A 22,342-nucleotide genomic window follows, 5' to 3' on the forward strand; every position below is an offset into this window, starting at 1 on the left:
CGGCGGGTCCTGTTAACCCCGCCGGTCCCCACGCGGAGAGCTGACTTTGCGCTCGATCAGAGGCTTCGCGCTGCAAGTGTTTCACATTCGAAGTTCGCTTCGGGCCGCAGCGCTCTCATTACTGCTGAGCTTGACCCTGTTCGCCGCCGCGCAGCCGGCGCATGCGCTCGACGCGATCAGCGTCCGCAGCGACGCGCCTGCAATCGACCTGACCGGCGTGCTTGAATTCCAGCGCAGCGACACCGACCGCATCCAGGTCTCCACCGCGCCCGGCACCGACGGCATCGTCCGGCGCATCGAAGTCCGCGCGCGCGAAGGCGGCCAGAACTGGGTCGTGTTCGCGCTCACCAACAACACCGACGATCAGCTCGACCGCCTGATCGTCGTGCCGCATTACCGCATCGTCTCGTCGGGACTGCTGTGGCCGGATCTCGGCCTGTCGCGCGTCGCCTCGATCACGCCCTCGACCGGCGACCGTCCCGAGCGCCAGGAGAACCCGACAGCGGACGTGTTCCGCATCACCCTCGATCCCGGCGCCGTGATCACCTTCGTCGCGGAACTGCGCACCGACAAGATTCCGCAGCTCTATCTGTGGGAGCCGGAAGCCTTCAAGGACAAGGTCAACTCATTCACGCTCTATCAGGGCATCGTCATCGGCATCTCCGGATTGCTCGCGCTGGTGCTGACCATCCTGTTTGTGGTCAAGGGCAGCATCATGTTCCCGGCTGCGGCGGCGCTCGCGTGGGCGGTTCTCGTTTACATCGGCGTCGACTTCGGATTCTGGGGCAAGGTGTTCGACATGTCCGCCGGTGCGGAGCGCGTATGGCGCGCGTCCGGCGAGGCGATGCTGGCAGCGACGCTGCTGGTGTTTCTGTTTGCCTATCTCAACCTGTCGCGCTGGCATGTGCGCTACTCTCACATCACCATGGGCTGGCTGGTGTTCCTCGGCGCGCTGGTCGCGCTCGCCCTGTTCGATCCCGCCGTCGCATCCGGCATCGCGCGCATCTCGCTGGCGCTGATTGCGGTGTTCGGCTTCGCGCTGATTGTCTACCTCTCGACCCACGGATTCGACCGCGCGGTGCTGCTGATCCCGACCTGGTTCCTGCTGATGGTCTGGGTCGCCGCCGCAGGCATGACCATTGCCGGCGCGGTCACCAACGATATCGTCGGACCTGCATTGCTCGGCGGCCTTGTGCTGATCGTGATGCTGATCGGCTTCACGGTGATGCAGCATGCCTTCGCAGGCGGCGGCGCCACCAACGGCGTCGTCTCCGACGTGGAGCGCCGCGCGCTGGCGCTGACCGGCTCCGGCGATCTGATCTGGGACTGGGATGTATCGGCGGACAAGGTGTTCACCAGTCCCGAAACCGAAGTGCTGCTCGGCCTCAAACGCGGCACGCTGGAAGGCCCCGCCGCCAAATGGCTCGAGGTGCTTCACCCGTTGGATCAGGACCGCTTCCGCGCCGCGCTCGACAGCGTGCTCGATCAGCGCCGCGGCCGTCTCGTACAAGACTTCCGGCTGCGCACGCCCGACGGGCACTTCATGTGGTTCGCGCTCAAGGCGCGCCCGGTGGTCGGCTCGGACGGCGAAGTCTCGCGCGTGGTCGGCACGCTGACCGACGTCACCGAAATCAAGAATTCCGAAGAACGGCTGCTCCACGATTCGGTGCATGACAATCTCACCGGCCTTCCGAACCGGCAGCTCTTCATCGATCGCCTCGGCGCGGTGTCGATGTTCGCCAAGACCACGCCGAACCTGCGCCCCACCGTGATGGTGATCGATCTCGACCGCTTCAAGCAGGTCAACGACTCCGTCGGCATCGCTGTCGGCGACTCGATCCTGCTGACGCTGGCGCGCCGTCTCGCCCGCATCCTTAAACCCCAGGACACGCTGGCGCGTCTGGCCGGCGACCAGTTCGGCCTGATCCTGACCTCGGAGCACGAACCGGCGCGGATCACGGCGTTTGCAGAAACCCTCCGCAAGACGATCCGGGCGCCGATCGCTTTCGACGGCCGCGAGATTTTCCTCACCGCATCGATCGGCCTCGCATTGAGCGATCCGCAGGTGCCGCTGACCGAGGAGATCATCAAGGACGCCGAGCTTGCGATGTATCATTCCAAGCGCATCGGCGGCGACCGCATCGACGTCTACAAACCGGCCATGCGCGCACGCAAGACCGACCGCCTCGCGCTGGAATCCGAGCTGCGCCGCGCCATCGAGCGGCAGGAAATCACCATTCTCTACCAGCCCATCGTCCGGCTGGAAGACCGCAGCATCGCGGGCTTCGAGGCGCTGGCGCGCTGGGATCACCCAAAGCTAGGCCGCATGTCGCCGTCGGAATTCATCTCCATCGCGGAAGAGATCGGCCTGATCGTCGAGCTCGGTCTGTTCGTGATGGACACCACGGCGAAGCAGCTTGCGATCTGGCAGCGCACCGTGCGCTCGCGCCAGCCGATCTTCGCCAGCGTGAATGTCTCGTCGCGGCAGTTGCTGCGTCATGACCTCATCCACGACGTACGCGGCGTGATGTCACGCTCCGCCGTGGCGCGCGGCTCGCTCAAGCTGGAGCTGACCGAATCCCTCGTGATGGAAAATCCCGAGCACGCCGCGCAGATGCTGCACCGGATCAAGGAGCTCGGCGTCGGCCTGTCGCTGGACGACTTCGGCACCGGCCATTCATCGCTGGCCTATCTGCAACGCTTCCCGTTCGACACCATCAAGATCGACCAGTCGTTCGTGCGCACCTCGAGCCGCGGCGCGCGTCCGGTGCTGCTCAAGTCGATCATCGCGCTGGCGCACGATCTCGACATGGAAGTAGTGGCCGAGGGTGCGGAAACCGATTCCGACGCCGTCGAGCTGTTCCAGCTCGGCTGCGAATACGCGCAGGGCTTTGCCTTCGGCGAGCCGATGGACGCCGACGCCAGCCTCCGGCTGCTGACCGGTGAAAAGGTTCAGCAGCCGCGCAACCGCCGGCAAAGCATCCGCAACATCACAACGCCGACACCGCCGCCCGCGGCAACGACAGCGCCTGCTGCCATGCCCGGACCCGAGACGGCTTAAAGGTTTTCTCGCTTAGGCGTGCCCGGCTTCGTTCGACAGCATCGCCAGATCGATGCCGATCTTTTCGAGCGCGCGTTGATACTTGTCCTCGGCGTCGGGCCCGAAAATCAGATCGGGATCGGCGGGACAGTGCAGCCAGCCGTTGTGCTGGATCTCGTTCTCTAACTGGCCGGGCGCCCAGCCGGCATAACCCAGCGCCAGAATGGCATGTTTGGGTCCGGCGCCGGCCGCGATGGCCTTCAAGATGTCGAGCGTGGCGGTAAGGCAGATTCCGTCATCGATCGGCAGCGTCGCATCCTTGATGAAGAAATCGCTCGAATGAAGCACGAAGCCCCGGCCGGTATCGACCGGGCCGCCTTTCAGGACCTTCATCTCCTCGGCGCTGCCGGGCAGCTTGATCTGATCGGCCTTGTTGATGATGTCGAGCTGCACCAGCAGCTGCGGAAAATCGATGCTTCCGGCCGGACGATTGACGATAATGCCCATGGCCCCTTCGGACGAATGGGCACACAGGTAGATCACCGAGCGGGCAAAGCGCTCATCGTCCATCACAGGCATGGCGATCAGCAACTGACCGTCGAGATAACCGGCGCCCGACATCTCGCCTTCGGCCAGGATCTGGCCACCGGCAGTCTTTTCGGTCTTCTTGCGCGTGGCCTTCATCGCAACGACTCTCGTACTGTTCAACCATCCTGATATTGGGTGCCAGTTCTGTCAATCAAGCCGCGCCGGGCGGCTGCAACATGCAGCATTTGGTCGCGAAAAAGACCGGATCACAGGCAATTCAATGGCTCACAGGGATACCACCCTGTAAGGACGTCTGATGACACTCTTGGTTCCCGTTCGCACAGCCTCCGGCATTGCTCTCACTGCGATGGCCTGCCTCGCGCCATTATCCGCGCGCGCGGATGACGCCTCGCCATGGATCAAAGACACGTATTCGTCCGTCCGGCTGATCGCCGGTTCGCGCAGCGGCAACGTGCTGCTCGGCGGCATCAGCTTCCAGCTCCAGCCGGGCTGGAAAACCTACTGGCGCACGCCGGGAGATTCCGGCGTGCCGCCGCGGATCGATTTTTCGAAGTCCGACAACATCGACTCCGTCAAAATTCTCTGGCCCGTTCCGATGAAATTCCCCGACGGCGCCGGAGGAATTTCATTCGGCTACAACAACCAGGTGCTGCTGCCACTGCGGATCATTGCAAAGAGTCCTGACAAGCCGGTGACGCTGCGCGCGACGATCAGCTACGCGGTGTGCGAAAAACTTTGCATCCCGGTCGAAGCCAACGCCGAACTTGGATTTGTCAGCGTCGCCAGCACCGAAGACAGCGCCATCGCCGCGGCGCTCGAAACCGTGCCGAAGCCCGCCAAGGTCGGTGACACGACACCGGTCTCCATCCGCGAGATCCGGCGCGACGGCAAGCTGGTGCTGGTCGATGTGGCTCTGGACGATAAGAGCGCAACCCACAAGGACAGGGAGGTTCAGCTCTTTGCCGAAGGCCCGACCCCGGACTGGGCGTTGCCGGTGCCGAAGCTGATCAGGCGCGAGGCGGACGGCCTTCTGCGTTTCGCCTTCGAACTTGACGGGCTTCCTCCGGGTGCGACGCCCGAAGGCGCGATCCTGAAGCTGACGGTCGCGGGACCCAGCGGCGCTTACGAGGTCAATGCCCCCTTGCCACCGAAGGCCGACTGAGAGCGCACCGCAGCAGGCGCAGTTTACCGACAAATTGCGCGTCTCCCATTCGCAAAACCGGTTCCCACCCTTGCGGAAACCGCGCTATGACACTGCACCGATCTCACGGAGAACACCGATGACCATCAAAGTTGGCGACAAGCTGCCAGAGGCCAAGTTTCGTGTCATGACCGCGGAGGGCCCGCAGGTCAAAACCACCGACGATATTTTCAAGGGCAAGAAGGTCGCGCTGTTCGCCGTCCCCGGCGCCTACACCGGCACCTGCCACAAGATGCACATGCCGAGCATTTTCCTGAACGCCTATGCCTTGAAGGACAAGGGCGTCGACACCATTGCCGTCGTGTCGGTCAACGATGCCTTCGTCATGAGCGCCTGGAAGCGCGACACCGACCAGCGCGATGAGGCGATTTTCCTCGCCGACGGCAACGCCGAATTCACCAAGGCGACCGGCCTTGAGCTCGACGCTTCCGGCAACGGACTCGGCATCCGCTCCAAGCGCTATTCGATGCTGGTGGAAGACGGCACGGTGAAGATTTTCAATCTCGAGACGAACCCCGGCAAGGTGGAAGTGTCCGGCGGCGACACCCTGCTGTCGCAGCTTTGAGGCAAGCGTCTTTCCGCGAGAGCCGAAACACACGAGATGTCGTCCCCGCGAAAGCGGGGACCCATACTTCCTAAGCGGGCTATCAGGATCTGTCTTCGATAACCTTCAGTGGTTATGGGTCCCCGCTTTCGCGGGGACGACGCCGGGAAAAACTACACTTCCCTTGACCCTCAACGATTTTCCGCCAGCCCCTCCCGCGCCAACTGGTCCGCGCGCTCGTTCTCGGCGTGGCCAGCATGGCCCTTGATCCAGTGCCAGCGGACCTTGTGGGCCTTCAGCGCGGCATCGAGCCGCTGCCAGAGATCGGCATTCTTCACCGGCTTCTTGTCGGCGGTCTTCCAGCCGTTGCGCTTCCAGTTGTGAATCCAGCTTGTGATGCCCTGACGGACATACTGGCTGTCGGTGGTCAGATCCACCGACGCCGGCTTCTTCAATGCCTCAAGCGCCGAGATCGCCGCCATCAATTCCATGCGGTTGTTGGTGGATGGATTCTCGCCGCCCTTCAATTCCTTCTCGACATCGCCGAAACGGAGGATCGCGCCCCAGCCGCCCGGCCCCGGATTTCCGGAGCACGCGCCATCGGTGAAGATCGTGACATGCGGAAGTTTTGCGTCGCTCACGCCACCATCCCGGACTGCTCGACGCCGTAATCGCGCATGCTCTTCACACTCTGGTGGAAACGCAGCTTGCGGACATATTCCAGCGGGTCCTTCGGCTTGACCAGCGCGCCGGGCGGCACGTTGAGCCAGTCGACAAGGCGCGTCAGCAGGAAACGCATCGCCGCACCCCGCGCCAGCAGCGGCAGCGCGTCCTGTTCCGCGGCCGAGAGCTTGCGCTCCCGGGCATAGGCATTAAGGAAAGCCCGCGCCTTGGTGACGTTGAAAGAGTGATCGATCTCGAAGCACCACGCATTGAGGCAAATCGCGACATCGTAGGCGAGCATGTCGTTGCAGGCGAAATAGAAGTCGATCAGGCCCGACAGCTTGTCACCGAGAAAGAACACGTTGTCCGGAAACAGGTCGGCATGGATCACACCCTTCGGGAGATCGCTTGGCCAACGTTTCTCGAGGTGATCGAGTTCGGCACCCAGCAGCGCGCGCAAGCCGTGATGCACATCGTTCGCACGATCAGCAGCCTGATCGAACAGCGGCCGCCAGTCCTTCACCGACAGCGCATTGGGGCGCGTCATGGGAAAATCCGCACCGGCCAGATGCATCTTCGCCAGCGCCTGGCCGACGCCGGTGCAATGCGTCGCACTCGGCCGGCGCGGCCACATCCCTTCAAGGAAGGTGATAATCGCCGCCGGGCGCCCGGCAAGGGTGCCCAGCGCCTCGCCGCTCCTGTTCAGCACCGGCTGCGGACAGGTGATGTTATGGGCCGCCAGATGGCCCATCAGTCCGAGGAAAAACGGCAGGTCGTTTTTCGCGACGCGCTTCTCGTACAGGGTCAGGATGTAGGAGCCGCCGCTGGTGTGAACCAGATAGTTGGAATTCTCCACGCCTTCGGCGATGCCCTTGTAGGACAGCAGGTCGCCGATCCCGTATGGGGTTAGAAAATCCGCAAGCTCTTCGGCGGTGACGTCGGTGTAAACCGCCATGTCACGCCTATTCCGCCGCGTCGTTCCGCAGCGGGCGCGGCAGCGGGAAGAATTCGTTTTCCATCGCCGCCGACACAGTCTCCACCTTCAGATGATAGTGGGCCGCGAACGCATCCATGATTTCCTCGACGATGACCTCCGGCGCCGATGCGCCCGCGGTGATGCCAAGGGTCTTGATGCCTTCGAACTTCGACCAGTCGAGTTCCGACGCGCGCTGCACCAGCACGGAGACCTTGCAGCCTTCGCGCTCGGCAACCTCACGCAGGCGCTGCGAGTTCGACGAGTTCGGCGAGCCAACCACGATCATGGCTTCGACCTGCGGCGCAACCTTCTTCACCGCGAGCTGGCGGTTGGTGGTGGCGTAGCAGATGTCTTCCTTGTGCGGGCCGTCGATGTCCGGGAAGCGCTCCTTCAGCACGGCGACGATTTCCGCGGTGTCGTCGATCGACAGCGTGGTCTGCGTCACGAAGGCGAGCTTGGAGGCATCCTTCGGCTGGAAGGTGCGCGCCGCATCCATGGTTTCGATCAGAACGACCGCGCCCTTCGGCAACTGGCCGAGAGTGCCGACCACTTCGGGATGACCGGCATGGCCGATCAGGATGATTTCACGGCCGCGCTTGAAATGGATCGCCGCCTCGCGGTGAACCTTGGTCACCAGCGGACAGGTTGCGTCCAGGGTGAAGAAATTGCGCTTGTCGGCCTCGTTCGGAATGGCCTTCGGCACGCCATGGGCGGAAAACACCACCGGCGCGCTGGTCTGCGGAATTTCGTCCAGTTCCGCGACGAAAATCGCGCCCTTTTCGCGCAGGCTTTCCACCACATAGCGGTTATGCACGATTTCGTGACGCACATAGACCGGCGCGCCGTAAAGCTTCAGGGCGCGTTCCACCGTGTCGATGGCCCGGACCACCCCGGCGCAGAAGCCTCGGGGGGAACAAAGCACGACTGAAAGCTGCGGTTTTTGAGCGTCAGGGGTCATTTTGAGCCGGAATCAAGGGTTTTCGGAACCGTTAAAGGGGACTTGGGGCTGCCTTCCCCGTTCTGTCAAGGGCGATCAAAACCATTGAACGGCCTGCCCTCGGCAGACTATATAGGGACGAATTCCCGTCATCACCGATGACCAGACGGCTTTACCCCCCAAAAAATCTGGCGGGCGAAGCGTAAAGGAGATTTGCCATGAGCAATGCACCGCTGATGCCGAAGGCGACTGCCGTGTGGCTGGTTGATAACACCGCGCTGACGTTCGACCAGGTGGCCGAGTTCACCAAGATGCATCCGCTCGAAATTCGCGCCATCGCCGACGGCGACGCCGCGCAGGGCATCAAGGGCATGGACCCGATTTCGACCGGCCAGCTCTCCCGCGAGGAGATCGAGCGCGGCGAGGCCGACCCGGACTATCGCCTCAAGCTCGGCGAATCCAAGGTCATTCTGCCGGAAGCCAAGAAGAAGAAGGGCCCGCGCTATACGCCGGTCTCACGCCGCCATGAGCGGCCGAGCGCAATCCTGTGGCTGGTGCGCAATCATCCCGAGCTCAAGGACAGCCAGATCATGCGCCTTGTCGGCACCACCAAGACGACGATCGCCAGCGTGCGCGACCGCACCCACTGGAACGCCTCGACCCTGACGCCGATGGACCCGGTGACCCTCGGCCTGTGCTCGCAGATCGAGCTCGATTTCGAGGTTCAGCGCGCGGCCAAGGAAAAGCCCGCCGCCCAGCAATACGGCGGCGCGACCCTGCTGCCGGCTTCGGAGACAACCCGCAAGGACGCCGAGCACGAAGCCTCGCCGATCTCGGACAAGCAGCGTGACGACATCAATGTCGACGCCGTGTTCGCCAAGCTGAAGACCATCGGCGGCAAGAAGGCCGAAGACGAGTAGGCTTAACCATGCCCCAAACGGGGCATGTTGCAGCCGCCGGATGAGTGGTACAGGAGTGTGATGCGCAGCCGCGTCACGCTCCTTTTTCTTGTCGCAACCCTGACCGCACTTGGCGGCGCATCGGCGCGCGCCGACAAGATCGTCGATCCCAAAACGGTTGCGCCGGAGTTTCGCGAAGCCGCCGAGAAGCGCCGCGCCGAACAGGTCAAGCTGATAGAGTGCAACAACGCCGCGAAGGTCGCGAAGATTCAGCGGCGTGATCTGGCGCAGTTCGTCGCCGAGTGTTTCGACAAGCCCGCTGAGAAGCCGTAGCAATTGCTCCCAACAAGCTGCGTTTACATCGTCGTCCCCGCGAAAGCGGGGACCCAGACTCTTCTTTGCATCGGTGCCGACAAGAGCGTCGTTGCTGCATCGCGTAGAATCTGAAAATTCAGGGCTATGGATCCCCGCCTTCGCGGGGATGACATCGAATGTTTGGCCGCGCTTGTCTTCACACGCCAACAATCTCCACATACCAACACGATCTCGCGGCGCGATTGAACGCGTCCGAGGTGTGATATGCCCCGCGCCAATGCGCGAAGGCGATGGAGCCTCGGGAGGCGCCGGGGTGCTTGCGAGACACCCGTGAGGCGAACCTTGCGATCGGTCGCCTGCGCAGCCTTGCGAGGGCCGCGCGCGCCAAATGACTTTGGCGCTGCGCCTCCCGGCGCTCCACCGTCGTCATATTGCGCTCTTCCGCCGCTCATGAGACGGCGGAAGATAACGGAGATAGGAATATAATCTTAGAGTAAGCTTGTCAAGCCGCAGACGGTCGGCCGCGACAGAAAGGGCTCACTTCCCCTTCGCCCCGTCCTTCGCAGCCTTCCTCGCATCGGCGATCGCGAGCTTGAACTGCTCCGCGGTCAGGCCGCCGGGGATGCGGAACGTCCCGACGATGAAGACGGGCGTGCCGCGGAAGCCGAACGCCTGCGCCTGCTCGCTGTTGCGCTTGAGCAGCGCATCGATCGAAGCCTTGTTGGCCGCAAGATCGGCCTTCGCCTTGGCGACATCGACGCCGGCCTGTGTCAGCGTTTCGTCGATGGCGGCCTCGGTCAGGCGGCCGACCTTGACGATCAGCGCGCGGTGCGCGGCCTCATACTTGTTCTGATACTTCGCAGCCAGCACCAGGCGCGCGGCATATCCCGACGGATCGCCGAGAATCGGCCAGTCCTTCAGCACCAGCCGCACATTCTTGTCGTCGTTGATCACCTGATCGAGGACCGGCGAGATCTTCTTGCAGTAGGGGCACTGGTAATCGAAATACTCGACGATGGTGATGTCGCCCTTCGGATTTCCGAGCACGGGATTGTCGGCGTCGCGCAGCACCGCATCCTTGCTCAGCACATCGGAGGCAGCGCCCTGCTCCTGCGCCGGCGCGGTTTGCGCGGACTCGAAGGCCAGGAACGTCAGCACGAGCATTGCGGCGGCGAGGCCGGGAAAATAGCGCTTCGCGAAAATCATCATGATCAGCTTTCGAGGCGCGCAGGATCACGCCTTCTTGAGGAATTCCGTGCGCAGCACGAGGCCCTTGATCTTGTCGGTGCGGCCTTCGATCTCGTCTTCGTTGTCGGTGAGATGAATGTTCTTCACCGCGGTGCCGCGCTTGATGCCGCTGGACGAGCCTTTGACCTTCAGATCCTTGATGACGACGACGGTGTCGCCTTCTTTCAGTTCGTTGCCGTTGCTGTCCCTGACTGCCATGACGTATCCTTGGTAAAGCGCGGCATCCTGCGCGCCGCTGATCACCAGCATGCCTTAGCGCGGATTGTTGAGCATGTCTTCCGCGAGGTTGCGGTGCGAGCGCTCGATCCGCGAGTTGCTGCCTGCAGCCCGGCTGCTCTGGACGTCGCGGTTCTTGCGGCAGGCCACATAACCCGGCGAACCGGGTTCACCCTCGGCCCGGCAGAGAGCGTCGTCATCCACCGTTGTCTGCGGCGAGGTATTGCGTTCGAACTGGGCGCAGCCTCCCAGCAGCAGGGCCGCAGTCACCAAAAAAAGAGTTGGTCCGGTCAGTTTCATGTGGACGCCAGTTTGCCATTATTCCGTCATGGCCGGACTCGACCCGGCCATCCACGTCTTTGACTGCCACAGTCGGCAAAAGCAAGGCATGGATCGCCGGGATAGGCGAGCGAAGCGATGCCGTTCTTCGCCTATCCCAGTTCGATGTCGCCATCGACCGTAAAGGAGAGCGCGACCCCGTCCAGGGTGAGCACCATTTTGGCGGGCAGTTTCTCGCTGCCCTTCAGGCGGCCTGCAGCAATCGCCTCACGCACCGCTTTTTCAATCTCGCGCTGCGACGTGACGCCGACCTGCTTGAGAAATTTCCGCACGCTGGTGTTGAAGACGTCTTCGTTCATTGTCGTCTCCTTTATGTCCGTCCCTGCAGCGCAGTTTCGATTTCATTCAGCACCGCCGGGTCCTCGATGGTCGCGGGCATGGTCCACGGCTCATGGTCGGCGATCTTCTTCATGGTGCCGCGCAGGATTTTTCCCGAGCGGGTTTTCGGCAGCCGCGCCACGGTGATCGCGAGCTTGAATGCCGCGACGGGGCCGATCTTCTCGCGCACCAGCGCGACGATCTCCTTTTCGATCTCCGCGACCGGCTTCGTCACACCCGCCTTGAGCACGAGGAAGCCGCACGGCACCTCGCCCTTCACCGAATCCTTAATTCCAAGCACGGCGCATTCGGCGACATCGGGATGCGAGGCCAGCACCTCTTCCATGCCGCCGGTGGAGAGACGATGCCCGGCGACATTGATGATGTCGTCGGTGCGGCCCATCACGAAGACATAGCCGTCCTCGTCCTTGTAACCGGCGTCGGAGGTTTTGTAGTAACCGGGAAACTCAGTGAAGTAGGCTTCCTTGCAGCGCTCGTCCTCCTGCCACAGCGTCGGCAGATTGCCGGGCGGCAGCGGCAGCTTGATCACGATCGAGCCCATGGTGTTCGGCGGCAGCGGCTTCGAGGCTTCGTCGACGACATCGACCTGATAGCCCGGCATCGGCACCGTGGGCGAGCCGTGCTTCACCGGCAGCGTGCCGAGACCGACAGGATTGCCCGCGATGCACCAGCCGGTTTCCGTCTGCCACCAGTGATCGATCACCGGCACCTTCAATTGCTGCTCGGCCCATTCCACCGTCGGCGGATCGGCGCGCTCGCCGGCAAGAAACAACGTGCGGAATTTCGACAGGTCGTACTTGCGGATGAACTCGCCGTTCGGATCTTCCTTCTTGATGGCGCGGAATGCGGTCGGCGCGGTGAAGAACGCCACGGCGCCATGCTGCGAGATCACGCGCCAGAATGCGCCCGCGTCCGGCGTGCCGACCGGCTTGCCCTCGTACATGATCGAGGTCGCGCCGTGGAGCAGCGGACCGTAAATGATGTAGCTGTGGCCGACCACCCAGCCGATGTCGGAGCCGCACCACCACACCTCACCCGGCTTCACGCCATAGAGATTGAACATCGACCATTTCAGCGCGACCAGATGCCCGCCATTGTCGCGCACCACGCCCTTCGGCTTTCCGGTCGTGCCTGACGTATAAAGAATGTACAGCGGATCGGTCGCCAGCACCGGCACACAGGCCGCCGACTTTTTCGCCTTGATGGCGGCGGCGCGCAATTCGTTCCAGTCGTGATCGCGGCCTTTGACGAGATCGCAGGTTTCCTGCGGGCGCTGCAGGATGATGCAGGCCTGCGGCTTCACGCTTGAGAGACTGATCGCCTCATCCAGCAGCGGCTTGTACTTGACGATGCGGCCGGGCTCGAGGCCGCAGCTTGCGGAAAGAATGAGCTTCGGTGCGGCGTCCTCGATGCGCGTCGCAAGTTCCTTCGCCGCGAAGCCGCCGAACACCACGGAGTGGATCGCGCCGATCCGCGCGCAGGCCAGCATCGCGACCATCGCCTCGGGCACCATCGGCATGTAGAGAATGACGCGGTCGCCCTTCACTACGCCGAAGTCCTGCATCACGGCGGCGAGGGTCTGCACCTCGTGCAGGAGTTCAGCGTAGGTGAACCTGGTAACGGTATTGGTCAGCGGCGAGTCGTGAATCAGCGCGAGCTGATTGGCGCGCCCGCCGGCGACATGACGATCCAGTGCGTTGTAGCAGGTGTTGACCACGCCGCCCGCGAACCAGCGGCCATAAAGCCCTATCGAGGGATCGAAGACCTTCTTCGCCGGCTCGATCCAGTCGATCTCGCGCGCCGCCTCGGCCCAGAATCCTTCAGGATCGCGCAGCGAACGCGCATGAACTTCGGCATAGCGGCTGTTGGATATGGCACTCATCACGATCACTCCTGGACGCCAAATTGTAGCGGACTTTTCTTGTTGTCGGCACAAGCATTGTCAGCCTGATGCCACAAGTTCAAGCGGCAACGGCTGCGACATTATGATGATACGCTCCGTCATCCCGAGGTGCGAGCACTTGCGCGCCTCGAAGGATGACGGCACCAACCCTATTGCTTCTTGTCCTTTCCGGTCAGCGGCATCTGCGCACCGAGGCGTTCGATCTCGCTGAACAGGCTTTTGCGGTTGGCCCGCGCGGCTTCATAGTCCGGCTTCAGCTTGAGCGCAGCATCGAAATCCGACAGCGCGCGGCGGCGATCGCCCTTGGCGCGCCAGGCCATGCCGCGGCTGTTGAGCGCCTCGGCCAGCGCCGGCTCAACTTTCAGCGCCGCATCGTAGTCGGCGATGGCGCGGTCGAGTTCACCCTTGATATTGAAGTCGTCGCCGCGCGCCAGCAGCGTCTTCGCATCCAGCGCCTTTGTGATCTGATCCGTCTTGCACACGCTCACGGTGGTGACGGCAGTGCCCACCGGACGGCCAAGAATGGCGGACAGATCCTGGCAGGCGCCGTCACGGCACAATCGCCACTCGCCGGCCAGTCCCGAATTTCCCAGCGCGACCTCGGGCAGTACCGGAAGCTGCGGCTTCCAGCGAAACCAGCCGTTCCTGAGAAGTGCTTCAGGCGGCGGCTCCATGCCCGCCCCCGAGCCCTTGACGCGAGCCTCGATGATTTCGAGTCCCAGCGGCGTGACGCGCCAGTCCTCCTGCCATTCGACCTTCTCGACCGAATGGGTCCATGACAGCGTGAAGGCTGCAACCACCAGCGACTTCACGACGCCGGCGGTGGCAAGACACAGACTCACACCGACACCTCAGAGATTTACGCTCAAGCTGCCACCGTAACCGGCACCGGCTTTTTGCGCCATTGCCAGATCACCGCACCAACCGCGACGATAAAGCCGATCCAGTCGCTGTACTGGAATTCGCCGAGCAGACACAGGGCCGCAATGAACGACACCACGCGTTCGGTCACCGTCATGCGTGCGAACAGGAAGCCGATGGCCACCATCCCGAACAGGCCGATGGCGACAACCGCCTTGACGAAGGCATAGGCCACCGCGCCGTAGAAGCCGAACTGCGCCTGCATCGGATCGCCGTTCTGCAGCATCAAAGCGGGCGAATAGACCGCGATGAACGGGATCACATAACCGGCGAGTGCAATGCGCATCGCTTCCCAGCCGATCTTGTCAGGATTCTCTTTCGCAATCGGCGCGGCGGCCAGCGCGGCGAGAGCCACCGGCGGCGAAAGGTCGGCCATGATGCCGTAGTAGAATGCGAACATGTGGCTGATGATCAGCGGCACCCCGAGCTTGGCGAGCGCAGGCGCAGCCAGCGCCGCAACGATGATGTAGGTCGGGATCGTCGGAATGCCGGTGCCGAGCAGGATCGACAGCAGCATGGTCATGATCAGCGCGAGGAAGAGGCTCTTCTCGCCGAGGCCGATCACCCAGCTTCCGAAAATGGTGCCGACGCCTGTCTGCGTCATCATACCAATGATGGTGCCGACAATGGCGCAGGCCATGCCGACGGTGAGCGCCGACTTGGCGCTGTCCGCCAGCGAGTCGCGGCAGGCGGTCAGCGTGGCGCGCCCGCCCCGCGTCAGCGCCGCGATGAGAACGAGCACGCCGACGATGGCCGCAACATAGCGAATGTCCACCGAACTGCCATTGCGGAACAGCGACCCGGCGATCAGCGCGAGGCCGATCCAGAACACGTAGCGCAGGGCGACATTCGAGAAGCCGAGCACGATGCTGGCGCCGAGGATCAGTGCGACGGTCAGCGCGAGGCCCATCGAACCGGCATAGAGCGGCGTGAATCCCTCGAACAGCATGAACACCAGCGCGGCCAGCGGCAACACCAGATACCAGCCGTTGGTGAGCGCCCTGATCGCGCTCGGGATCTCGTCCTTCTTCATGCCGGTGAGGCCGTATTTGCCGGCCTCGAGATGCACCATCCAGAACGCCGAGGCGAAATACAGGATCGCCGGAATGACGGCGGCCTTCACGATCACCGAGTAATCGACACCCAGCGTCTCCGCCATGATGAACGCGACCGCGCCCATCACCGGCGGCATGATCTGGCCGCCCATCGAGGCTGTGGCCTCGACGCCCGCAGCGAACGCGCGGCGGTAGCCGAACTTGATCATCAGCGGAATCGTGAACTGGCCGACGGTGACGACGTTGGCGACGCCAGAGCCCGAGATCGTGCCCATCATACCGGACGCGACGACAGCGACCTTGGCCGGACCACCGCGCGTGCCGCCGAACAGGCCGAGCGAGACATCGGTGAACAGCTTGATCATGCCGGCGCGTTCGAGGAACGAGCCGAACAGGATGAAGAGGAAGATGTAGGTGGCCGACACGTAAATCGGCACGCCGTAGAATCCTTCGGTGCCGTAGGACAGATGGGTGATAACCTGGTCGAAATCGTAACCGCGATGGTTGAGCGGCGCCGGCAGATACTGCCCGAAGAACCAGTAGAGCAGACACGCGCCGCACATCAGCGGCAGCGCGAGGCCCATCATCCGCCGCACGCCTTCGAAGATAAGGATCGCGAGCACGGTGCCGATCACGAGATCGAGCCGGGTCGGATCGCCGTCGCGCTGGATCAGCTCGGCGTAGAACAGATACTGATAGAGGCCGCAGAAAAATCCGACCCCGCCGATGATCCATCCCACGGCGCGCTGGAAATTCGTCCTGGCGGTGAAATTGGCGATCAGACCGAACGTCAGCAGCAGCAGAAAGCCGACATGAATACCGCGCACCGCCTGGCTCGGGAGGAAATTCCACGCCGCGATAATGAGCTGAAACACCGCGAAGGCAATTCCGATGACATAGGCCAGATGGCCCCACATTCCCGGCCCGAAGCCTTCGGGAAAACCGTGCTCGAAATTGTCGAGTTCGACTTTGACTTTTTCTTCGGTGCCGTGCTCGTGCAACATCTCAAATCCCCGCGCCTTACAGCGTCTCAGCCCACCTATCTCAACTCGTCATGGCCAGCTTGTCCCGGCCATCTACGCCTTGCTGATCGACTTCTTAAGACGTGGATGCCCGGGACAAGCCCGGGCATGACGTCTTTATCAAATCACCAATAGCCGTTCCTGATCGCTTACTTGATCAGGCCCTTTTCCTTGTAGTAGCGGATCGCGCCCGGATGCAGCGGCGCCGGGCTTCCGGTCGCAGCCGTCTCCAGCTTGATGTCCTTGCCGGCGACATGCGCGTTGGCGATTTCCGGCAGCGACTCGAAGATCAGCTTGGTCATCTGATAGGCGAGATCGTCGGACACCGCCGAGCTGGTGACGAGATAGTTCACCACCGCCGCGGTCGGCACGTCTTCCTTCTGGCCGGTATAGGTTCCCGCCGGGATCACAACGGAAACGAACGGAGGTCCGATCTTCTCCACCGTGGCCTTCGGCACCGAGACGACATTGATCTCTGCCGAGCTGGAGAGGTCCTTCAGCGACGCGACGCCGAGGCCCGCCGACTGCAACGTCGCGTTGAGCTGGCGGTTCTTCATCAGGTCGACGGATTCGGCGAACGGCAGATACTCGACCTTGCCGAGATCCTTGTACTCCATGCCCGCCGCCTTCAGGATCGCACGCGCATTGAGTTCGGTTCCGGATTTCGGCGCGCCGACGGAGAGCGTCTTGCCCTTGAGATCGGCGAGCGTCTTGATGCCGCTGTCGGAAATGGCGACGATCTGGATGTAGTTCGGATAGATCGCGCCGAGGGTGCGCAGCTTGCCGAGCGGCTTCTTGAAGCCGGCTTCCTCGTCGCCATCGACCGCGGCCTTGAGCGAGTCGCCCAGGGTGAAGGCGAGTTCGCCGCGGCCCTGCTCGATCAGGTTGAGATTTTCGACCGATGCCTTGGTGGCCTGCACCTGTGTCTTCACACCGGAAATCTTGTCGCCGTAGATTTTCCCGATCGCGACACCGAGCGGATAGTAAACGCCGGAGGTCCCGCCGGTCAGAATGTTGATGAATTGTTGGGCATGGGCAGCCGGCGCAGATAGCGAGACCGCAGCAGCGGCGGCAACAGCGAAGAGTTTCTTTTTCATTGGATTCCTCTTTTGAATTAGCGGGAAAGTGGACGGATGAGGGGTCGCGGTCAACCCGCGAGACACCAAAGAACCGGCTGCGAAAGCGTCGCCCGGCATAGACGTTCGTCTAGGGAAAACGCCCTTTGCTGCACTGCGATAAGGAACCGTCACACCGCCGCAATACGATCTGCCAACAAAGCAACATCGCATCGGGGTTGCAGCCATATCCGCTGCGGGCCGCTCACATGGTCAAGCTGCCCGGCTTGCTCTAGAACGCTGATAGCGCCGAAGCATACGGCGACACAGACAAGGCCCGCACAGGCGGGCGGGATGGAGACTCTGAAGATATGACCAAGCGACCGACGTCACCACAGCCTCATTCAGCATCGCGGATCACCCGCCGCAGCGTTCTCGCAGGCGGCGCTGCACTGGCAGCGACCCCATTCCTGAGCGGCGCCTCGAAGGCCGCCGCGTGGCCGGATCGCCCGGTCAAGTTCGTCGTCCCGTTCGCCGCCGGCGGCACCACCGACATTCTCGGACGTCTCGTTGCGCAGAAGCTGTCGGAAGAATACGGCCAGCAGTTCATTGTCGAGAACAAGCCGGGCGCAGGCGGCAACATCGCCGCCGATTTTGTCGCAAAGGCCGATCCCGACGGATACACCTTCATCGTCGGCACACCCGGCACCCACGCGATCAACAAGTATGTTCAGAAGAACATGCCCTACGATCCGATCAAGGACATCCAGCCGGTGACCATCATCGCGCGGGTCCCGAATCTGATGTCGGTCAATCCTGAAGTGCCCGCGAAGTCGGTCGCCGAATTCATTGCGCTGGCGAAATCGAAGCCGGGACAATTGTTCTACGGCACGCCGGGTCTCGGCAGCACCGCGCATCTGTCCACCGAACTGTTCAAGTCGATGACCGGCGTCGATATCGTGCACGTTCCCTATAAAGGCAGCGCACCGGCGCTCACGGATCTCGTCGCAGGCCGCGTCCATGTCATGATCGACAACCTCCCGGCGGTGCTGCCCTTCGCCGAGAACAACAACGTGCGCGCGCTGGCAGTAAGCACCGCGGAGAAATGGCCGCTGCTGCCGAACATCCCAACCATCGGTGAAACCGTGAAGGGCTACGACGCCGCATCATGGTTCACGGTGGCGGCCCCGGCCAAGGTGTCGAAGGATATCGTGATGAAGCTCAATGCCAGCATCATCAAGCACATCAAGTCGCCTGAAGGGATCGAGCGTATCCGCAAGCTCGGCGGCGAGCCGATCGGCAACACGCCCGAGGAAATGCAGGCGTTCGTCATCGCGGAGACCGAAAAGTGGGGCAAGGTCGCCGAATTCGCGAAGATCAAGCCTGAATAATCGTTCTATCCGGACGCTGCCGCGGATTTGATCCGCCGCGGCGTCCGGGAACATCCCGCCGGCGATGCGAGTGATCCGGTCTGACATTCGTATCACACTTAGCGCGGGCACTTTTACGAATGTCAGAATCAAAGGATCACGGGACACTGGTATCGAATTCATGCCGCAACCGGACCGAACAGAGGCTGTCAGGCGTCCCCGGCTGATCTGGCCGGTTCTAAGCGGCATCGTCCTTGTCGCGCTGCTCGCAGCCGCCGCGATCCTGATGTCCTATAAAATCGAGCCGCCTCCAGACAACGCCAAGGTCATCGTGGACGAGCAGCGGATGACCTACGCCAGCACGCCATGTGTGGTGTTCAACACGCTGGACCGGGAACTGATCGCCAACCGCGCCGAAATCAGCGACTCGTCCAAGCCGCTCCAGCTCTATTCCTACGCGAGCGAGAAGACCTTCGCGGACGTCAGAGACGACGCGAAATGGAAGCGCGACAAGGCCTGCGACTATGTGACCGGGTTCGATCAGATCGTCACCCGCTGGATGCGCCTCGCCGGCCACCGCTCGCGCTGGACCGCCGACGGGCAGTGGCGCTGGTAGGAAATCCCTGTTCAAGCCCCCTTATTGGACCACATTCCAGCTTCATATCGCGCGCCTGCCGGTCCATTAATGATCCAGCTGTTTCGAGGATTCCTGTCTTGAATACGACGACCGACAAGCCCGCCAAACGATCGCTGCTGTCGGCCGACGGTATCGCAGCGCCGTTGAAGCACGCGGTGTTCCGGCGGATCTGGCTGGCGAGCCTGCTCACCAACCTCGGCCTGATGATCAACGGCGTCGGCGCCGCCTGGGCCATGACCCAGATGACCTCGTCGGCCAGCATGGTGGCGCTGGTCCAGACCGCTCTGATGCTGCCGATCATGCTGCTGTCACTGGCGGCGGGCGCCATCGCCGACATGTACGACCGCCGCATCGTCGGCCTTGTCGCGCTGTCGGTTGGGTTCCTCGGCGGCGTGACCTTGGCCGTCCTCGCCTATCTCAATGCGGTCACGCCCAACAGCCTGCTGCTGTTCTGCTTCATGATCGGCAGCGGCATGGCGCTGTTCGGCCCAGCGTGGCAGGCCTCCGTCAGCGAACAGGTGCCCGCAGAGACGCTGCCCTCGGCGGTCGCGCTGAACGGCATCAGCTACAACATCGCCCGCAGTTTCGGTCCGGCGCTGGGCGGCATCATCGTCGCAGCGGCGGGCGCAGTGGCCGCGTTCATCTGCAACGTGCTGCTTTATATCCCGCTGATCGTCGTGCTCTATCTCTGGCAGCGCACGCTGGAGCCATCGCGGCTGCCGCCGGAGCGGCTGCGCCGCGCCGTGGTTTCGGGCGTGCGCTATATCATCCACTCGCCGCCAATCCGCATCGTGCTCTACCGCACACTGGTGACGGGCATTGCGGGCGGTTCGGTGCTGGCGCTGCTGCCGCTGGTCGCGCGCGACATCCTGCATGGCGGCGCCCAGACCTACGGCATCATGCTTGGCTGTTTCGGCATGGGCGGTGTGCTCGGCGCGCTCAACATTTCCAGCGTGCGTGCGCATCTCAGCGGCGAACACGCGGTTCGCCTGTGCGCGCTGACCATGGGCCTTGCGATCGGCGTCCTTGCGCTCAGCCGCTGGCCCGCACTGACTGGAGCCGCACTTGTGGTGGCCGGCGCGTCATGGATGATCGCTGTCACACTGTTCAACATCGGAGTGCAGCTCTCGACGCCGCGCTGGGTCGCGGGCCGCGCGCTGGCGGCGTATCAGGCGGCAATCGCCGGTGGCGTCGCGATCGGTAGCTGGCTGTGGGGCTATGTCGCCAACGGCGTCGGCGTGGACAAAGGGCTGCTGATTGCAGGCGCGGTGATGTTCGTTTCGCCGGTGCTCGCGATCTGGCTGCGCATGCCGGCGACCGAAGGCGCCAACAACGACGCCGTCGATGCGCTGGAAGAGCCGGAGGTGAATCTTTCGATCTCGCAGCGGAGCGGACCGATCGTGGTCGAAATCGAGTATCGCGTCAGCCAGCAGAAGGCCCGCGCGTTCTACACCACGATGCTGCAGCTCCAGGCCATCCGCCAGCGCAACGGCGCCTATGACTGGTCGATCGCGCGCGACATAGCCGATCCCGAACTGTGGATCGAACGTTATCACTGTCCCACCTGGCTGGACTATCTGCGTCAGCGCAACCGCTCGACCCAGTCCGAGCGCGAGATCCAGCTCAAGGCCATCGCGTTTCACCTGGGGCCGGAGCCGATCAAGGTTCATCGCATGCTGGAGCGGCCGCTGGGGTCGGTGCGGTGGAAGGACGAAACGCCGGATCGCACAAAGACAACAGACGTGCCGATCGAAACGCCCGCCAGCAGCGGCGTGTAAGCGCGGCAACGCTTTCAGATCGGCATGATCCTAAAGATATCAGTCGTCGGACGACGATGGCTTGCCTTCATGCCATCGGTTGGCGCGGTCGAACATGCGCCAGTGAATGATTTCGGTTTCTGCGAATTTTTCCGGGCTAAGCCACGGCTTGAGCGCCTTGAGTGTCTTTTCCCACTCGGCGCGATCCGGCTTGGGTACATCGCCGAACAGCTTCGACAACTCGTTCGAAATAAAACCCTTCGGCGAAACAATTTTGTTCATGATCGTCGCCCCGCACGCGAACGCCACAGTCACGCAAGCGTCATAGTTGAAACCAACTCGTATCGCGAAGCGAGAATGATTCGAAAGAGTCGCTCAATCGCCTGTTGATAACTTGATTCGGTCAGCTTTACTGACTGATTGAGTCTGCGGTGAGTCCGCGCCAAGTTCCACGGGGCCGCGCGATCAGCGATCATCCACAATCATGGCTGCCATGATCGTGGTTATTGTGCATCGCACAGGTATATCTGCGGAAACGGATTTCAGGAGCAGGCGCAGCACCATGATCGATTTCACCGCATTGATGGACACCATAACGGTCAGCGGCGAGACCTGTTCAGTCACGGCGACAGAGGACTGGCTTCAAGGCCGCACCATCTATGGCGGTCTGTCCGCGGCCTTCTGCCTCGAAAGCGTGGCGCGCCAGTTCGGCGAGCTGCCGCCGTTGCGCTCTGCACAATTCGGGTTCGTCGGCCCGGCAACCGGCACGGTCACGATCAAGCCGACCGTTCTGCGCAAGGGCAAGTCGACGATCTTCGTCGGCGTCGACCTTTTCGGCGAAGCCGGTCTCGCGACCCGGGCCACGCTTTGCTACGCCACAGCCCGTCCGTCGGCCGCCGCATACAGCAGCCTGGCAGCGCCCGTGGTGCCGGAACCGGATACGTGTCCGCCGTTTTTCCGCAAGATTCCCGGATTGAACTTCATCCAGCACTTCGAGGGACGTTTCGCCGGAGGCAACCCTCCGTTCAGCCAGAGCCAGCAGCCGAACTTTTCGATCTGGCTGCGGCATCAGGACGAAGCGAAACCGGCGTCGATCGCGGCTCTGGTCGCGCTCACCGATGCGCCGCCGCCCGCGGCCCTGGTGCTGTTCGAGCGGCCAGGACCGATGAGCACCATGACCTGGACCATCGATCTGCTGACCGACATGCCGCAGACCAGAGACGGCTGGTGGTTGCTCCAGACCAAGGCTGAAAACGTGGTGGGCGGATACTCCAGTCAGGCGACGACTCTCTGGAATGCTGATAGACAACCCGTATTGGTCAGCCGGCAGAACGTTGCGGTGTTTATGTGAGACCT

22 protein-coding genes are annotated in these 22,342 nt (G+C 62.6%); 9 read left to right on the forward strand and 13 right to left on the reverse strand.

The features are described from left to right. The first annotated feature begins 46 nt into the window (after positions 1–46). On the forward strand, positions 47–3,061 hold the full coding sequence (locus I554_RS0116520; protein ID WP_024577328.1) for a sensor domain-containing phosphodiesterase: 3,015 nt from the start codon (positions 47–49) through the stop codon (positions 3,059–3,061). A gap of 12 nt (positions 3,062–3,073) precedes the next feature. On the opposite strand, the gene I554_RS0116525 is transcribed toward I554_RS0116520, so the two are convergent. After that, complete coding sequence (locus I554_RS0116525; protein WP_024577327.1) at positions 3,074–3,724, reverse strand: YqgE/AlgH family protein; 651 nt, start codon at positions 3,722–3,724, stop codon at positions 3,074–3,076. 160 nt (positions 3,725–3,884) lie between these two features. Here I554_RS0116525 and I554_RS0116530 point away from each other — a divergent pair, with 160 nt between their 5' ends. Continuing rightward, positions 3,885–4,751: a protein-disulfide reductase DsbD domain-containing protein gene (locus I554_RS0116530; protein ID WP_024577326.1), complete on the forward strand. Its 867-nt coding sequence runs from the start codon at positions 3,885–3,887 to the stop codon at positions 4,749–4,751. Positions 4,752–4,869: 118 nt separating this feature from the next. After that, positions 4,870–5,355, forward strand: a complete 486-nt coding sequence (locus tag I554_RS0116535; protein ID WP_024577325.1) for a peroxiredoxin — start codon at positions 4,870–4,872, stop codon at positions 5,353–5,355. 170 nt (positions 5,356–5,525) lie between these two features. Here I554_RS0116535 and rnhA read toward each other — a convergent pair whose 3' ends face one another. Genes rnhA through ispH form a run of 3 tightly spaced genes read right to left on the reverse strand, consistent with a single transcriptional unit; the run spans position 5,526 to position 7,931 of the window. Next, positions 5,526–5,975 carry a ribonuclease HI gene (gene rnhA, locus I554_RS0116540; protein WP_024577324.1) on the reverse strand — a complete coding sequence of 150 codons (450 nt, stop codon included), beginning with the start codon at positions 5,973–5,975 and terminating at the stop codon, positions 5,526–5,528. Continuing rightward, a complete protein-coding gene (locus I554_RS0116545; protein WP_024577323.1) occupies positions 5,972–6,952 on the reverse strand; it encodes a homoserine kinase in 981 nt (326 codons plus the stop codon). The genes rnhA and I554_RS0116545 overlap by 4 nt, the downstream gene beginning before the upstream one ends. Before the next feature lie 7 nt (positions 6,953–6,959). Next, positions 6,960–7,931, reverse strand: a complete 972-nt coding sequence (ispH, locus tag I554_RS0116550; RefSeq protein ID WP_024577322.1) for a 4-hydroxy-3-methylbut-2-enyl diphosphate reductase — start codon at positions 7,929–7,931, stop codon at positions 6,960–6,962. Between the two features lie 197 nt (positions 7,932–8,128). Between ispH and I554_RS0116555 the strand changes: the two genes are divergently transcribed. Continuing rightward, entirely contained in the window at positions 8,129–8,830 is a 702-nt protein-coding gene (locus tag I554_RS0116555) for a cell cycle transcriptional regulator TrcR (RefSeq protein WP_024577321.1), read from the forward strand. 60 nt (positions 8,831–8,890) lie between these two features. Beyond that, positions 8,891–9,142, forward strand: coding sequence for a hypothetical protein (locus tag I554_RS0116560; RefSeq protein WP_024577320.1), 252 nt, complete (start codon positions 8,891–8,893; stop codon positions 9,140–9,142). Between the two features lie 519 nt (positions 9,143–9,661). On the opposite strand, the gene I554_RS0116565 is transcribed toward I554_RS0116560, so the two are convergent. The 8 genes from I554_RS0116565 to I554_RS0116600 all read right to left on the reverse strand — a co-directional run bounded on the left by I554_RS0116565 (position 9,662) and on the right by I554_RS0116600 (position 17,264). Then, a complete protein-coding gene (locus I554_RS0116565; RefSeq protein WP_152527708.1) occupies positions 9,662–10,333 on the reverse strand; it encodes a DsbA family protein in 672 nt (223 codons plus the stop codon). Between the two features lie 24 nt (positions 10,334–10,357). Further along, entirely contained in the window at positions 10,358–10,570 is a 213-nt protein-coding gene (locus tag I554_RS0116570) for an alkylphosphonate utilization protein (RefSeq protein WP_024577318.1), read from the reverse strand. 54 nt (positions 10,571–10,624) lie between these two features. Further along, positions 10,625–10,888: a hypothetical protein gene (locus I554_RS0116575; protein WP_024577317.1), complete on the reverse strand. Its 264-nt coding sequence runs from the start codon at positions 10,886–10,888 to the stop codon at positions 10,625–10,627. A gap of 131 nt (positions 10,889–11,019) precedes the next feature. After that, positions 11,020–11,226, reverse strand: a complete 207-nt coding sequence (locus tag I554_RS0116580) for a DUF6494 family protein (RefSeq protein ID WP_024577316.1) — start codon at positions 11,224–11,226, stop codon at positions 11,020–11,022. 11 nt (positions 11,227–11,237) lie between these two features. Next, a complete protein-coding gene (locus tag I554_RS0116585; RefSeq protein WP_024577315.1) occupies positions 11,238–13,148 on the reverse strand; it encodes a propionyl-CoA synthetase in 1,911 nt (636 codons plus the stop codon). Between the two features lie 170 nt (positions 13,149–13,318). Beyond that, positions 13,319–14,011 carry a DUF1850 domain-containing protein gene (locus I554_RS0116590; protein WP_024577314.1) on the reverse strand — a complete coding sequence of 231 codons (693 nt, stop codon included), beginning with the start codon at positions 14,009–14,011 and terminating at the stop codon, positions 13,319–13,321. A gap of 23 nt (positions 14,012–14,034) precedes the next feature. Then, positions 14,035–16,149, reverse strand: a complete 2,115-nt coding sequence (locus tag I554_RS0116595; protein ID WP_024577313.1) for a TRAP transporter permease — start codon at positions 16,147–16,149, stop codon at positions 14,035–14,037. A 167-nt stretch (positions 16,150–16,316) separates the two neighbouring features. Continuing rightward, the gene (locus tag I554_RS0116600; protein ID WP_024577312.1) at positions 16,317–17,264 is read right to left on the reverse strand and encodes a TAXI family TRAP transporter solute-binding subunit; all 948 of its coding nucleotides are present in this window, start codon (positions 17,262–17,264) and stop codon (positions 16,317–16,319) included. A gap of 329 nt (positions 17,265–17,593) precedes the next feature. Here I554_RS0116600 and I554_RS0116605 point away from each other — a divergent pair, with 329 nt between their 5' ends. The 3 genes from I554_RS0116605 (at position 17,594) to I554_RS0116615 (ending at position 21,007) form a co-directional block, all read left to right on the forward strand. Beyond that, positions 17,594–18,613, forward strand: coding sequence for a tripartite tricarboxylate transporter substrate binding protein (locus I554_RS0116605; protein ID WP_024577311.1), 1,020 nt, complete (start codon positions 17,594–17,596; stop codon positions 18,611–18,613). A gap of 160 nt (positions 18,614–18,773) precedes the next feature. Then, entirely contained in the window at positions 18,774–19,208 is a 435-nt protein-coding gene (locus I554_RS0116610) for a hypothetical protein (protein WP_024577310.1), read from the forward strand. A 98-nt stretch (positions 19,209–19,306) separates the two neighbouring features. Next, positions 19,307–21,007, forward strand: coding sequence for an MFS transporter (locus I554_RS0116615; protein ID WP_024577309.1), 1,701 nt, complete (start codon positions 19,307–19,309; stop codon positions 21,005–21,007). Positions 21,008–21,046: 39 nt separating this feature from the next. Here the strand turns inward: I554_RS0116615 and I554_RS0116620 are convergent, their stop codons facing one another. Beyond that, the gene (locus I554_RS0116620; protein ID WP_029659495.1) at positions 21,047–21,268 is read right to left on the reverse strand and encodes a hypothetical protein; all 222 of its coding nucleotides are present in this window, start codon (positions 21,266–21,268) and stop codon (positions 21,047–21,049) included. Between the two features lie 280 nt (positions 21,269–21,548). Here I554_RS0116620 and I554_RS0116625 point away from each other — a divergent pair, with 280 nt between their 5' ends. After that, a complete protein-coding gene (locus I554_RS0116625; RefSeq protein WP_024577307.1) occupies positions 21,549–22,337 on the forward strand; it encodes a thioesterase family protein in 789 nt (262 codons plus the stop codon). The last annotated feature ends 5 nt before the right edge of the window (positions 22,338–22,342 follow it).

It is taken from the genome of Afipia sp. OHSU_II-C1 (assembly GCF_000497575.1).
Taxonomy (GTDB): Bacteria; Pseudomonadota; Alphaproteobacteria; order Rhizobiales; family Xanthobacteraceae; genus Afipia.

Excerpts from the sequence above, each read along its gene's own strand:
- I554_RS0116525 (WP_024577327.1), bottom strand. The coding sequence starts at position 3,724 with ATGAAGGCCACGCGCAAGAAGACCGAAAAGACTGCCGGTGGCCAGATC.
- I554_RS0116530 (WP_024577326.1), top strand. The coding sequence starts at position 3,885 with ATGACACTCTTGGTTCCCGTTCGCACAGCCTCCGGCATTGCTCTCACT.
- I554_RS0116535 (WP_024577325.1), top strand. The coding sequence starts at position 4,870 with ATGACCATCAAAGTTGGCGACAAGCTGCCAGAGGCCAAGTTTCGTGTC.
- I554_RS0116545 (WP_024577323.1), bottom strand. The coding sequence starts at position 6,952 with ATGGCGGTTTACACCGACGTCACCGCCGAAGAGCTTGCGGATTTTCTA.
- ispH (WP_024577322.1), bottom strand. The coding sequence starts at position 7,931 with ATGACCCCTGACGCTCAAAAACCGCAGCTTTCAGTCGTGCTTTGTTCC.
- I554_RS0116555 (WP_024577321.1), top strand. The coding sequence starts at position 8,129 with ATGAGCAATGCACCGCTGATGCCGAAGGCGACTGCCGTGTGGCTGGTT.
- I554_RS0116560 (WP_024577320.1), top strand. The coding sequence starts at position 8,891 with ATGCGCAGCCGCGTCACGCTCCTTTTTCTTGTCGCAACCCTGACCGCA.
- I554_RS0116565 (WP_152527708.1), bottom strand. The coding sequence starts at position 10,333 with ATGATGATTTTCGCGAAGCGCTATTTTCCCGGCCTCGCCGCCGCAATG.
- I554_RS0116570 (WP_024577318.1), bottom strand. The coding sequence starts at position 10,570 with ATGGCAGTCAGGGACAGCAACGGCAACGAACTGAAAGAAGGCGACACC.
- I554_RS0116575 (WP_024577317.1), bottom strand. The coding sequence starts at position 10,888 with ATGAAACTGACCGGACCAACTCTTTTTTTGGTGACTGCGGCCCTGCTG.
- I554_RS0116580 (WP_024577316.1), bottom strand. The coding sequence starts at position 11,226 with ATGAACGAAGACGTCTTCAACACCAGCGTGCGGAAATTTCTCAAGCAG.
- I554_RS0116585 (WP_024577315.1), bottom strand. The coding sequence starts at position 13,148 with ATGAGTGCCATATCCAACAGCCGCTATGCCGAAGTTCATGCGCGTTCG.
- I554_RS0116595 (WP_024577313.1), bottom strand. The coding sequence starts at position 16,149 with ATGTTGCACGAGCACGGCACCGAAGAAAAAGTCAAAGTCGAACTCGAC.
- I554_RS0116600 (WP_024577312.1), bottom strand. The coding sequence starts at position 17,264 with ATGAAAAAGAAACTCTTCGCTGTTGCCGCCGCTGCTGCGGTCTCGCTA.
- I554_RS0116605 (WP_024577311.1), top strand. The coding sequence starts at position 17,594 with ATGACCAAGCGACCGACGTCACCACAGCCTCATTCAGCATCGCGGATC.
- I554_RS0116610 (WP_024577310.1), top strand. The coding sequence starts at position 18,774 with ATGCCGCAACCGGACCGAACAGAGGCTGTCAGGCGTCCCCGGCTGATC.
- I554_RS0116620 (WP_029659495.1), bottom strand. The coding sequence starts at position 21,268 with ATGAACAAAATTGTTTCGCCGAAGGGTTTTATTTCGAACGAGTTGTCG.
- I554_RS0116625 (WP_024577307.1), top strand. The coding sequence starts at position 21,549 with ATGATCGATTTCACCGCATTGATGGACACCATAACGGTCAGCGGCGAG.